The following is a 12,811-nucleotide window of genomic DNA, read 5'->3' on the forward strand; positions in this document are numbered from 1 at the left end:
TCACCAGGTCACGCGCAGCGAGGCCACTCCGTACACCGGGTTGAAGATCCGGAACGGAGGCGCGGTGTCCGGCTCGGCTAGTGCGAGCCCGGGAAAACGCTTGAGCAACGCCGGAAACGCGACGCGCAGCTCCATCCGCGCCAGTGGCGCCCCCAGGCAGTGGTGCACTCCGTGACCGAAAGCGACATGACCGGCGCCGCCACGGGTGATGTCAAGGACGTCGGGATCGTCGATGAAGGCGCGGTCGCGGTTGGCGGCCAGCGGCGAGGGAGCCACTAGCGAGCCCGCGGGGATGGTGTGCCCACCGATCTGCACGTCGGTGGTCGTCGTGCGGATCAGCGACGGCACGATGGACAACCAGCGCAACAGCTCCTCCACCGCGGGCTCGACCAGCGCCGGGTCGTCGCGCATCAGCGCCAGCTGATCCGGGTGCTGCAACAGGGTCAAGGTGCCCACGCCGAGCATGTTCGACGTCGTCTCGTGCCCGGCCAGCAGGAGCAGGCTCGCGATGCCGATCAGCTCGTCGGTGGACAGGTCGTGGCCGTGCTCGCGCACCAGCATTCCCAGCATGTCCTCGCCCGGGTCGGCCTGTGCGCGGGCGACCAGCCTTGCCATGTAGGCCCGGTCCTCCAGCCTCGCCGCATTGCGGTCCGCGACGGGGGCTGAGAGGTCGAGCATGCGCGCGGAACGGTCCTGGAACTCGGCCCGGTCGGCATACGGCACGCCCAGCAGCTCGCAAATCACCAGCGACGGCACCGGCAACGCGAAGTGCGCCACCAGGTCCGCCGGCTTCCCCGCCTTCTCGAGATCGTCCAAAGCGGACTCCACGATCTCGGTGATCCGCGGCTCCAGCCGGCGCATCCGCCGCACCGTGAACTCCGGAGTCAGCATCCGCCGCAACCGCGTGTGCTCGGGCGGATCGAACCCGATCAACTGTCCGGCCTGGAGCCTGGCCTGCTCCTCCGCGCCCAGATCCGCGGTGTCAGGAGGCCCGTCGAAGGCGCTGCTGAACCGGTCGGCGTCCGAGAACACCTCCCGGACGTCCTCGTACCGAAGGATCAGGTACGCGGACTCCCCGAACACCGTCGGCTGCCGCAGCACACCCTCCTCTTCCCGCACCCGGCCCAGCTCCTCGACCGGGGTCAAACCGTTGCGCCGCATCTCCAGCGGCAGCTGCGGTGTCTCCGTCATTCCGACTCCTTGTCCCGTACCAGAAGCAGCGTCTTGCCAACCGTGGTCCTGGCCTCGATGGCGGCGTGGGCATCGGCGGCGCGCTCCAGCGGGAAGGTCTGGCCGATCACCGGCCGCAGCCGCCCGGCCGCAGCTTCCTCCAGCGTGGCCGTCCCCAGCTCGCCCATGATCGGACCGAGTTCGGCCACCATCTGCGGGATCCCGAGGACCGTGACACCCCGCGCCTCGAGTTCCGTGACGTCCGTGTACACGCCGCTGGCCGCGCCGTGCACCATGAACCGCCCGCCGGAGGAGACCAGCGACGTCGCCGCCGCGCCGATCTCACCACCCACGCCGTCGAACACCACGTCCACCGCCGCACCGCCCGTCAGCTCGCGCACCCGCTCGATCCAGCCGGGCTGCGTATAGTTCACCGCCTCCACGCCCGCCGCCCGGACCGTGTCCAGCTTGGTCTCGCTGCCGACGGCACCGATGACGCGAGCACCGGCGTTCACGGCGAGCTGCACCAGCAGGCTGCCGAGCCCGCCGGCCGCGGCCTCGACCAGCACCCACTCCCCCGGCTTCGGTTCGACGAGCCGGAAGAAGCCCATCGCCGTGCGGCCGTCGTCCAGCAACGCCACAGCGTCTCTGGTGGAAACTCCCACCGGAACCAAGATCACCCCGGTCGCGGCCAGCACCGCCTTCTCCGCGTAGCCGCCCATCCCGCCCGTCGAACCGACCACCCGCTGTCCCACCAGGCCCGGCTCGACGTGCGGACCGGCCGCGGTGACCACGCCGCCGACGCTGTTGCCGGGCACGAACGGCGGGGCCGGCAGCGGGAACGGGGCCATCGAGCGCCCGGCTCGTGCCTGAGTCTCTGCGAACAGCACGCTCGCCGCTTCCACCTCCACCAGAACCTGGTCTTCACCAGGCTCCGGATCCGGGGCATCCCCGGCGACCAGCACCGACGGATCCCCGAACTCGGTCAACCAGATCGCTTTCATCGCCAGTCAGGGGCGCGATGCCCTCCCAGGGGCAGGCCCCTTCCTCCCTTCACATCGGCAACGCCGAGCACTATCTGTTAGTCAACTACCAGATAGGCGCAACGGTACACGATCAGCGAGTTGCAGGCGACTCACTATGAGATGTCGATGTCTCATCCCGGGCGAGAAGACCTCGTTGTCGGGGCTTGGCGCGTGCCCAACCTGCCGGAGTTAGTGGTTGTGCAGCAGACCCACAGCGGCTGGGCACCTCCCAGCGCGAGAGCGGCGCGACACGCTGTCGCCCCCACCACCGACAACAGCTTCGCGATCGCGTGACGCCGCCCCACGCGCCCGGTCGACCAATTCGGCGATTCCGGTCATTCGGCACCTGACGAGTACTGTTCCCTCGCCGCTGCCGGGGAGAGCTTTCCAGTCGCCGCGGTCGGCAGCCGGTCGACGACCACGAGCCGAGCCGGGATCTTGTAGCCGGCGATCCTCAGCTGCCCCAGTCACGCAGCGAACCGTCGGTCAAGTTGATCTCCGGCTTCGCCACGACCATCACCACCAGCAGATGGCCGGACGTCGCCTCGCCGTGAGTTCTTGTGCAGCCATCCCAATCACTCCGCCCAGCCGAACTGCGTGATCGGCACATCCAACGACACCAGAGCCTCTGCGCGGGCCCGTGACAACAGCTGAAGGTGCCGGTCTTCGTCAACGGGCTGGGCCTGGTCGGCGCGCATCAACGGGATGCCCGACTCCACGTGGTAGAGACGACGGATCCGAGGGTTGTACAGGAGTTCATCGGCCGCGAAATAGAGCAGAGCACCCTTGTCGATCGGGCAGGCCAGCACGCGGAGGAGGCGTTCGTCGAGGGTCACCGAGGTTCCTTCGTGGACAGTGCGCCCAGGCGCGAGTCACCGATGGTCGTCAAAGCCGTGCCGAACAAACGCACGAAGCGATTCGCCGCTGCTTCGTCGAACAACGCGAGCCGGTAGCGGAAGCAGAGGTGCAGCTCGCGCCGCACGGTGATCGCGCCGAGGGACAACCCGCGAGGCATCGGCGCTGGCGTCGAGAACCACAAACCGGCGATCCGGGCACCGGGGCCGAAATCGAGCGGCTCGCGGGAGATGCCGAGGTTCGACACCAGCGAGGTATCGCTGAGCCGACGAGCGCCCAGCCGGTGAGAGAGGCGTACCACCCGCGACCGCACATCGACCGGGCCCCAGGCCGAGGCCAACGCCGACGTCACCGGGTCGAGCTGCGGCCCGCCGCGATTCTTGGCCCGCACGGTCTGACTGGCGACGTCGCGAAGTGTCTGCTGTGGACCGTCGCGGACGTCGACGTCGATGCCGGCCAGCCGACAGAGGTTGCCCAGCGGCTCGTCGTCCGGCCCCAGCTCCCGGGCGTTGATCGGCATCGTGATGCGCAGCTTCCCGCCCGCGACGGCGTGTGCTTGGTTCCACGCGGCGATCGTCATGGCCAGTGCGACGATCAGGACGTCGTTGACTGTTTGCGGCCCCGGCGCGGTGGAGGAACGGCAAGGTACGACGACGTGTGCGCACCCGTACCCGGGCCGCGACCGGTCGCGATCGGCCGCGATCCGCGCCGGGCGCCGCAGCTGGCTCGTCGGCGACCGGTCACCGCCGGACTGCGGCAGGCGCACGGCCAATGGGTCGGCTGGCACCGGGTCCGGCCGGCCGGCGTACCGGCGCGCCACCGACCGCAGCAGGCGCAGGCACGACATGCCGTCCAGTGCCGCGTGGTGCGCGCTGAGGAACACGACGTCCCGGCTCGGGCCCACGGCGTGCCGGACTTCGACCACGGTGGACTCCAGCGGCGGCGCACCGGACAAGATCGATTCCCGCAGCCCGGCCAGCTCCTCCGGCGTCCGCCATCGGATCAGCCGGAGCGCCGTGTCCGGCCGGTCCAGGATCTCCCACTCCAGCCGGCGGTGCCAGCTGCGATGCCGAGCCCGGCGAGCCCGGGCGAGCGGATGGGCAGCGAGTGCCGCTGCCACCGCCTCGCGCAGCCGCGCCGAGTCCAGCCGGCCGGCGACTTCCGCCTCGAGGAGGACGCAGTTCGGCTCGTCCGGCCGGTCCAGCCAGCACCCGAGCTCGTCGACGAGCGTGAACGGCACCCGGACCGCGCCACCGCTCAAGACCGCACGCTCCCACGGCGAGGCAAGTGCGGCGTGAGGGCGGCCGCGAGCGCGGCGAGCGCGAGTACCTGGGCCGGACCGCCGAACGAGCCGTCGCCGAGTGCCACTCCGTGCCACGCGACGCCGGCGACGGCGAACGCGCCCGCACCGAGCATCGCGACAGCGGCGACGATCGGCATCCACCGCGGCTTGACATACGCCAGAGCGGCGAGGATCGGCACGAGAACGGCGGCGAAACCGCCGACCACGACGAGCAACGCGGTCACGGCGACGAGAGCCGCCCACACACCACTCCGGCCCGCCCCGGCTTCGGTGTCCACGATCCGTGCCGGAGCCTGCCGGCGGCGCCGGATACCCTCGACCAGCGCGGCCAGGATCAGCCCCACCACCGCGGCGCCCGCGACCACGAGGGCCACGCGGTACACCGTGCCGGGCGGGAAGGACAGCGTCACGGTTCCGCCGGATCCCTCCGGCAGGACGAAGCCCTGCTGCCACCCGTCGAGTTCCACCGGGGTGAGCGGCTTGCCGTCGAGGCTCGCCGTCCACCCGCTGTTGAACGCCTCGTGCACCTGCAGGTACGACGTCGTGCCCGCGCTGACGGCGACCTGACGGCGCTCCGGTCCCCAAGAGAGCACACCCACACTGCGTCCAGCGGACTCGGAGGCGTCCTTTCCGGCCGCCGCCGCGACGGTGCTGAGGGTCAGGTCCGTCATCACCAGTGGCCCGGGCCCGCCCGCCGACGACAGCACGTGCCGCCCGGCGGCAAGCGGGAGAGTGCCCTCGTCCGCGCAGACGCCGAGGACGATCGGCCGGAAGTCCGTCAGGTCCGTGGTCGTGGTCTTCGCCGAGGTCGGGTAGGTGTGGCCGTCGACCACCAGGTCCGGGCCCTGGCCGCAGGGCAGGTCGACCGGTGTGCCGGTGTCCTGGCGCGCGCTGATCAGGTCGGCCAGCGCCGGGACGTACAGCTCCGCCACGCCCACCGCCGGCGGCGCGACCGGGCCGAGAGCTGCGCCGCCCGTCGAGGCCGCTGACAGCTCCGGGAAGCTGATGTCCAGGTGGTCCGTCGTCAGCGCCGGGAACTTCACGTCGCCGGTGGACGGGACGGGCGTCGTGCTGGTGTTGGGTACGGCGACCTCGCGGGTGCCGTCGGTACCGGCGATCCGGATCTTGGTCGGTGTCGCGGTGACGCCGCTCGCGGGCACGATCGCCAGTTCGTCGATTCTCCGCGCCCCGGACCAGCTCAGGTGGACGACCGGGTCCGGGCCTCCGGCCACCCACGGCGTCCGCCAGTTGCCGTCGACTAGGTTCGCCGCGCGGAACTGGGGCAGCGCGCCCCAGCTCGAGCTGGCCGAGGCCTGTACCGCCGGCTTCGCCGCGGGGGTGCGTTCGAGCAGCGCGTCCAGGGCGGCTCCAGGGGTGGCGACCGCTGTCGCCGTCGCGACCACGTTCTCGGCCGAGCCCGTGTCGAACGTCCGCGCGAGCTGCGGCTCCGGCTGGCCACCGCCGAGCGGCCACGGCGATGTCGCGTCCCGGTGGAAGGAGATGACGGCGGGGGTACCGGCCCCCGCGGCGTGCAGGTACCGGGTCACCTTCACCCCCGCAATCGCGATGTCCCGGATGCCCGCACCCAGTCCGGCCACGCCGCCGGCGGTGCGGTCGATGGTGATGCGCAGCCACGACGCGCGTCCGGCGGGCACGCGGAGCGGTTGCGAGGCCCCGGTGGCGGCCAACTCGGTCGTGGCGCTCCCGCTGTCGGTGGTGACGACGGCGCGCTGGATCAGCGGTCGGAGCGTGCTGTCGTCGAGCAGCCGGACCGGCACCGCGGCCGGGAGGTCCGTGGGGTGTTGGAAGTCGATCCGCAGCCACTGCCCCGTCGCCCCGGCGGGTGTTCCCGACGTCCACGCCGTCGCCGGGTCGCCATCGAAGGCGTTCACCGGGTCGTACTGGGGCGTCCGCCACAGCCACGACCCGTAGGACGACGCGGTCACCGCGGCGGCACCGCCCAGCTCGGCGACGGTCTGATGCCCGTCCGCGTAGTCCGGTACCAGCTGCCGGGGTTCCGCACCGCCCGCGCCGTGCGGATCGTCCGGCGGATTGGTCTCCCCGGCGGTGTAGGTGTAGGACAGGTTGTCCCGGATCAGGCCGAACGCCGTGTCCCGCCGCCGCATCCCGTCGGTGAGCACCTCGGTGGCCGGCCGATCCACCGGACCGGCATCGCCGTTCATGACCACCGCCCGGTCGCCGAGGACCCCCTGGTTGGCCAGCTGCAGCAGCGAACCCGGATCACCGTCGACCTGCACCGCGGACTCCGCCGAGCGCGCCACCACCGGGCCGCCGGCCGCCGCGCCTCGAGCCTCGAAGACTTCGACAGCCGGGTACTGGCGCAGCAGCGCGGCCACGGTCGCCGGCTCCCCGGAGCCGGCGTAGCCGCCGGTGGTCTCCGGCCCGAACGAGGCAGCGCGCGTGAAGCCGGACAGCAGCAGCGTTTCGTGGATCACGTCCGGCGAGACGTAGTCCAGCTGGGTCGGGTCCAGGTCGTTGCGGACGACGACGTAGTGCACGCCGGCGCGCGCGAGGTAGGCCGCGAGTCCCGGTTGCGGACTGCCTGATTCCAAGGCGTCTTCGGCGGCCCGCACCATCACCTGCGAGCCCGCACCGGAGTACGGCACGAGTGTGCGCTGGACCCACGGCGACTTCGCCAGGGCTTCGAGGGGCTCGTCGACCGGGGTGCCCCAGGTGTAGGTGCCGTGGGAATCGGCCGGGGTCACCAGAGCCGGCGAGTTCGGGGAACGCTCGGCCAGGAAGTCCGCGGCGTCGTGCCAGTAGGACGGCAGGGCGGCGAACGAGCCGGACTGCAGCACTCGCCCGGTCAGGTACGGCTGGCCGAGTCCGATGAGGACGGCCGCGGCCACCAGAACCGCGAAGACCCGGCCCACCACGGCCCGGCGGGCTCGCACCCGTCGGGCCACCAGCCGCCGGACCAGGGCGTGGGCGATGCCGAGGGCCGTAGCCACCGCGAGCACCGGCTCGAACTTGTAGACGTTGCGGAAGGGCGCGAGCGCGCCGTCGAGCCAGTGCTGCACCGCGGTGCCGAACAAGCCGCCCGCCGGCCCGGCGTACCCGACCAGCAGCACGAGCGCGGCGAGACCGGCGGACAGCCGCAACCACCTGCCCTCCGGCAGATCGCGCCGGGCAAGTCCGGCCAGTCCCACGGCCGCCGCGACGGCGGACGCGCCGATGAGCAGCGGCGTGGACACCACCGCCCAACCGGCCGCGAGCCAGGCGTTGCCGAAGTGCAGATAGGCCACCCAGTTGCCGCTACCACGCAGGACGGCGGCCGCCGACGTGGTCTGGGTGGTGTTGGCGGCCTGCTCGATGAACGGCAGGAAGTCGAAACCGTACGCGGCCTGCAGCACCAGCGGGAGCGCCCACCACGCCGTGGCCAGCACCACCGCGAACACCCACCAGAGCGCGAGCGACAGCAGCCGCCGGTCCCGTTTCCGTGTGAGGAGGAAGCACACGGGGAGCACCAGGGCCGCGATCGTGGACGCGGCGTTGACCCCGCCCATGAACAGCACCGCGACGCCCGACCGGCAAGCGGCGAGCGGGACGGACCCTGCGCGGGCACCACGAACCAGGGGCCGCACCGCCCACGCGGCGAGCAGGCCGGGAAGCACCGCGGCGGAAGTCGAGCCGACCAGGATGGTGTAGGTCGGCCACAGCGCGAACACGGCGCCAGCGAGCAACCGGGTCGCCGGGTTCCCGACCCGCAGCGTCTCGGCGAGCCGGACCAGACCCCAGAACCCGGCGGCCACCAGGAGGGACATCCACAACCGTTCGGTGAGCCAGACGGGCAGGTGCACCACCTGGCCGAGCCACGAGAACGCACCCATCGGAAACGCGTAGCCGATGGCCTGGTTCTGGACACCCCCGAACCACTGCAAGGGATTCCACAGGTGCCCGAGCTGCGCGTAGAACCCGGCCGGGTCGACGTTCACCCCGAGCTTCGTGTCGAACGTCGTCTTCCCGGGGCTGCCCGCCGCGAACAGGACGAACATCAGCGCCCAGACGCCGATCAGCCACCACCGGCTCGCCACCCGCGAAGCGTCGCCAATCGGTCCCGTCGCGTCTGCTCGCGGCGGCCGCTTCGGGGGGTCATCGGGTTCGATCACCGCGCTCAGCGGCGTAGTCGGCATGGTCATCGCACGCGCTCTCACTTCGTCTTTCGGAGGACCAGTACGAGGTTCCAGGTGAGCAGTTCACGCAGTCCGGGGACGCGCAGCAGGATCCGGGCCGGCCGTGGGTGGTACCGCGGCCGCGCGTCGAGCAGGTCCGTGTCGTGCCGCCCGGACACCAGCTTCAGCACCTGCCCGATGTGGAGCGGGAACAACGTGTGCCGGAAAAGGTTTTTGGGCGGCCGGCCCCGCCTGCGGGTGTAGCGCCGCGCGGCGTACCCGCCGCCCAGGTAGTGCCACGGCGATGTCTCGTGACCGCCCCATGGCGAAAGCCAGTTCGTGAACGAGACGTAGACGATCCCGCCTGGCTTGGTGACCCGGACCATCTCGTCGAGGAAGCCGCCCGCGTCCGGCACGTGTTCCAGTACGTTGGAGGAGAAGCAGAGGTCGACCGTGCTGTCACCGAACGGCAGCCAGTAGCCGTCGGCGATGATCGTGCCCGGTGCCGCCGTCCCGGCCGCGGCCAGCTCGCGCCGGTCGGGCTCGACGAGGTAGTACTCGGCTCCCCGTGCCCGCATGGCGGTGCCGAAGTAGCCGGCGCCGCCGCCCACGTCCAGCACCGTGTACCCCGCGAGCGACGTGTACTCCGACAGTTGGTGAGCGGTGTCTTCCGCGAGCAGAGCGTAGAACCGCTCGGGTCGCGTCTGTTCTTCGCGGAAAGCGCGGTACAACGAGAGTGAGCGCCGCAGACCGGTCTGCCGCGAGATGCGCTCAGGCAGCGTCGTCACGAGCTGGCCGCCACCGGTTCCGGCCGCTCGACGCGGTCGGCGGCTCGGGTCCGGCGTGCACCGCGGACGGTCTGCACAACACCCAGCGCCGCGAGGACGATCCCGGTCACCAGCAAGACCACGGGCACGTCCGTCCCGGCCACTTCCAGCAACTGATCACCTTCGACAGCCTGAGCCAATGTGGCATGCACGGCCTCGGGGGACGGCGCGACCGTCAAGGTGGACAGTGTCAGCAGGTCGGTGGTACCGCCGGGCAACCGGGCCGTGGTCGTCGACCGCTGGGTGACCGAGATCGGGCTGCCCGATACGGGGTCGACGAGCATCTCGCCGCCGTCGTCGCGGTAGTAGGTGTCCAGGTGCACCATTCCCGGCTGGTCCTTCAGACCGGCGAGTGCGCCCGGCACGTCGAGGGTGCCGATCTTGGTCGGCGGGACGCTGCCGACGAACTTGTACAGCGTGTGGCCCTCGAGGGTCACGTCGCCGGCGTAGGTGACCGGGTGCGCCTTCTTCACGAAAGGGTTCCAATACTGGTAGGTGCCCTTGGTGACGTGGAAGGGGAACTTCAGGTAGGCGTTGCCTTCGTGAGCGGGGGTCTCGCCGCAGCAGTGCACTGGCAGGTTCGTGTGCCGGTCGAACACGTAGCGCTCGACCATCCAGTTCATCGCCATCCGGGGGTCGTGGAAGCCGGCAGTGCCCGGGGTGTCGACCTGGGTCGAGATGTCCCAGACCGCGACTCCGTCCGGCTGGCCGGCGTCGACCTGCCCGACCAGCCGGACGGTGATGGTGAACTTGCTCGGTCCCTTCAGCCCGGTGCCGTCGAAGACGCTGCCGGTGGCGATCTGGGTGCTGGTGGCGTTGATGTCCGCCGGGGACTGCTCGAGCCGGGGAAGCACGTACCAGGGCACGAGGGGTGCCATGGCGAGGCAGAACGCTCCGAGGAGGACCAGGGTGAAGGCGGTCCGCGGGTGCCCGGCCGCGCGTCGGAAACGGCGCAACATCGCACTTCCTGTCGTCGCTGACATGGCTGCACGACCTCGTGGTCGCGGGGACGGTTGCCGCCTCGGGATTCCGGTGCCCTGATCGGACTCGGCGGCCACAGCTTGAGTGGATGCAATTTAGGTCGCGCCTTGACACGATGTCAAGGCGGATGTTCAGGTGGATCCGAAAATACCGCCAGCGCGAATCCGCGCAGGTATTCGAGAACGACCCACCCCGAAAGGATCATGTTCCGATGACGCGATGGCCGACGCGAGCAGTACTCGCCGCCCTGCTCGGATGCCTGCTGGCACTGGCAACATCTCTGCTCGTGGTGACGTCCGCGAACGGATCGCCGAAGCCCGTGAATGCGCCGCTATTCACCTACGGAAGCCTATGACCGAGTCCGCAGAGCACCGCTCGGATTGGCATTTCCGGTGAAGAACAACGTCGATCCGGACTCTTTTTACTGCTTCGATGACAACGCCGATCCGGACTCCGTGAATAGATGGGGACACATGGTCGAGTCAGCGCTCGTCGCAAATTCGGACAAATCGCCCACGGTCGGACGCCCAGCTTCGATCTGCGCACCGCCGTCGCCGCGGACACAGCGGCGTGTGGTCATCGTCGCCGGCCGGGACCTGTCCCACTCTCGGGCCGGCGGTTCCGAGGTGCTCGTGGACCGGCTGGCGCGGGGCATGGCGGCCCGCGGCCACGAAGTGACGTTGCTGTGCGGCGGCACGGCCGAGACCCGGCCTTACCGGGTGGTCCGCGCCGGCGGGAAGCTCAGTCAGTTCGTCGTCGCCCCGCTGGCCTACCGGCGGCTCGCCGACCGATGCGACGTCGTGGTCGAAGTCTGCAACGGCCTGCCCTACCTGACGCCGCTGTGGTCGAACAAGCCGGCGGTGTGCCTGGTCAACCACGTGCACACGGACCTGTGGTCGTTGCGGTACCCGCCGCCGCTCGCCGCCATCGGCCGGTACGCCGAAGGGGTTTTGATGCCGCGCGTCCACGCCGGCAACCTGTTCCTCACCGTCTCCGAGTCGAGCTCGGCCGCCCTGACGGCCATCGGTGTCCGCCCCGATCGCATCCGCATCCTCCACAACGGGGTCGAGCCACCGGGCCGGCGGTATCCGCGCTCTCCCACTCCGCTGTTCCTCGCGCTCGGCCGCCTCGCCGAGTACAAGCGGCTGGACCTGCTGCTGCGGCTGTGGGAACGGGTCCGCCTGGTGACCGGCGGCGAACTGGTGATCGCCGGCGACGGTCCCGATCGCGCCCGGCTCGAGCGCCTGGCCGGCGACGGTGTCACCATCACCGGCTACCTCCCGGAGCTGGACAAGCAGCGGTTGCTGGCCGCGTCCTGGTTGCTGGTTCATCCCGCGCTCGTCGAAGGATGGGGCATTGTCGTGGCCGAGGCCGCAGCGCAGGCCACGCCGACTGTCGCATTCGACGTACCCGGCCTGCGCGACTCGGTTCTCGACGGGCGGACGGGAGTGCTCACCCGCACCGGCGGCGAGTTCGCGGCAGCCTGGGCCTCTCTGGCACTGGACACCGCTCGCCGGCAGCGAATGGGCGCCGCAGCCCGGAATTTCGCCTCCAGGTTGCGCTGGAGCTCGGCCGTCGACCGGTTCGAGTCCGTCGTCGAGGAAGCGATCTCGGGGACGGTTCCACGGTGACGGGCGAGCAAAGCCTCCCCGGCCCGTTGCGCGGCTTTTACGAGAGGCCCACCGTACCGATCAGCTCCGGCCCGGACCGAGCGCGGCGGCAGGCACGCCTGCTGGCCGAGGTCCTCGACGGCACCGAGCCCGAGCGACGGATCCTGGACGTCGGCTGCGGCGACGGAGCCGCGACAGCCCTGGTCGCCGCTGTCGCCCGCGGCCATCACGTGATCGGTGCCGATTGGTCCCGTCGAGCACTGAGCCTCGCCCGGAGGCACGGATTCGACGTCGTCGGCGCCGGAGTCGACGCTCCAGGCCTCCCCTTCGGCCCGGCCACGATGGACGTCGTCGTCATGAGCGAGCTGATCGAGCACCTGGTCGACACCGATTTCGCGCTGGACGAAGTCCGCCGAGTACTGCGGCCGGGCGGAACCCTGCTGCTGTCCACCCCGAACCTGGCCGCCTGGTACAACCGCGCGTTGCTGGCCGCGGGCGTGCAGCCGGTGTTTTCCGAGGTGAGTCTGCGAAGGATCCACGGACGTCCCGGCCGTGCGGTGGTGGGGCACCTGAGGATGTTCACCCGGCGTGCGCTCGTCGGGTTCCTCGCCGCGAACGGTTTCGTCCGAATCGAGGTGTTCGGAGCCTGTTACCACGACGTCCCGAGGTTGCTGAGCGGTCTTGATCGGCTGTTCTGCTCGTGGCCGGCTGCGGCGTCGATCCTCCTCGTGCGCGCGATACTTCAGAGCTGAACAGCGAAATTGGCATCAATTATCAATTTTCCCCCGGTCGACGACCGGAATCCACGCCTGGTTGGAAATCAATTGACAGCCCGGAAACGTGCTGGCAACATATGACTGCGCACAGCGCGACTATTTCTCTCGATGCAATCACCTGAACCGGCCCC

General features: G+C 70.5%; 9 protein-coding genes. 2 read left to right on the top strand and 7 right to left on the bottom strand.

The features are described from left to right. From ACWEVP_RS03280 to ACWEVP_RS03310, 7 genes are all read right to left on the bottom strand, one after another. On the bottom strand, positions 1-1,191 hold the full coding sequence (locus tag ACWEVP_RS03280; protein ID WP_452061004.1) for a cytochrome P450: 1,191 nt from the start codon (positions 1,189-1,191) through the stop codon (positions 1-3). After that, a complete protein-coding gene (locus ACWEVP_RS03285) occupies positions 1,188-2,174 on the bottom strand; it encodes a zinc-binding dehydrogenase (protein ID WP_452061005.1) in 987 nt (328 codons plus the stop codon). Before ACWEVP_RS03285 ends, ACWEVP_RS03280 begins: the two co-directional genes overlap by 4 nt. Before the next feature lie 596 nt (positions 2,175-2,770). Next, complete coding sequence (locus ACWEVP_RS03290; RefSeq protein ID WP_452061006.1) at positions 2,771-3,031, bottom strand: Trm112 family protein; 261 nt, start codon at positions 3,029-3,031, stop codon at positions 2,771-2,773. Then, complete coding sequence (locus ACWEVP_RS03295) at positions 3,028-4,311, bottom strand: hypothetical protein (protein ID WP_452061007.1); 1,284 nt, start codon at positions 4,309-4,311, stop codon at positions 3,028-3,030. Before ACWEVP_RS03295 ends, ACWEVP_RS03290 begins: the two co-directional genes overlap by 4 nt. Then, a complete protein-coding gene (locus ACWEVP_RS03300) occupies positions 4,308-8,408 on the bottom strand; it encodes an alpha-(1->3)-arabinofuranosyltransferase domain-containing protein (RefSeq protein WP_452061008.1) in 4,101 nt (1,366 codons plus the stop codon). Before ACWEVP_RS03300 ends, ACWEVP_RS03295 begins: the two co-directional genes overlap by 4 nt. 116 nt (positions 8,409-8,524) lie before the next feature. Beyond that, entirely contained in the window at positions 8,525-9,274 is a 750-nt protein-coding gene (locus ACWEVP_RS03305; RefSeq protein ID WP_452061009.1) for a class I SAM-dependent methyltransferase, read from the bottom strand. Then, the gene (locus tag ACWEVP_RS03310; protein WP_452061010.1) at positions 9,271-10,272 is read right to left on the bottom strand and encodes a DUF3068 domain-containing protein; all 1,002 of its coding nucleotides are present in this window, start codon (positions 10,270-10,272) and stop codon (positions 9,271-9,273) included. The genes ACWEVP_RS03305 and ACWEVP_RS03310 overlap by 4 nt, the downstream gene beginning before the upstream one ends. Positions 10,273-10,686: 414 nt before the next feature. Here ACWEVP_RS03310 and ACWEVP_RS03315 point away from each other — a divergent pair, with 414 nt between their 5' ends. After that, complete coding sequence (locus tag ACWEVP_RS03315; RefSeq protein ID WP_452061011.1) at positions 10,687-11,925, top strand: glycosyltransferase family 4 protein; 1,239 nt, start codon at positions 10,687-10,689, stop codon at positions 11,923-11,925. Beyond that, complete coding sequence (locus ACWEVP_RS03320; RefSeq protein ID WP_452061012.1) at positions 11,922-12,656, top strand: methyltransferase domain-containing protein; 735 nt, start codon at positions 11,922-11,924, stop codon at positions 12,654-12,656. The genes ACWEVP_RS03315 and ACWEVP_RS03320 overlap by 4 nt, the downstream gene beginning before the upstream one ends. The last annotated feature ends 155 nt before the right edge of the window (positions 12,657-12,811 follow it).

This window comes from Amycolatopsis sp. NPDC003865 (genome assembly GCF_053605345.1).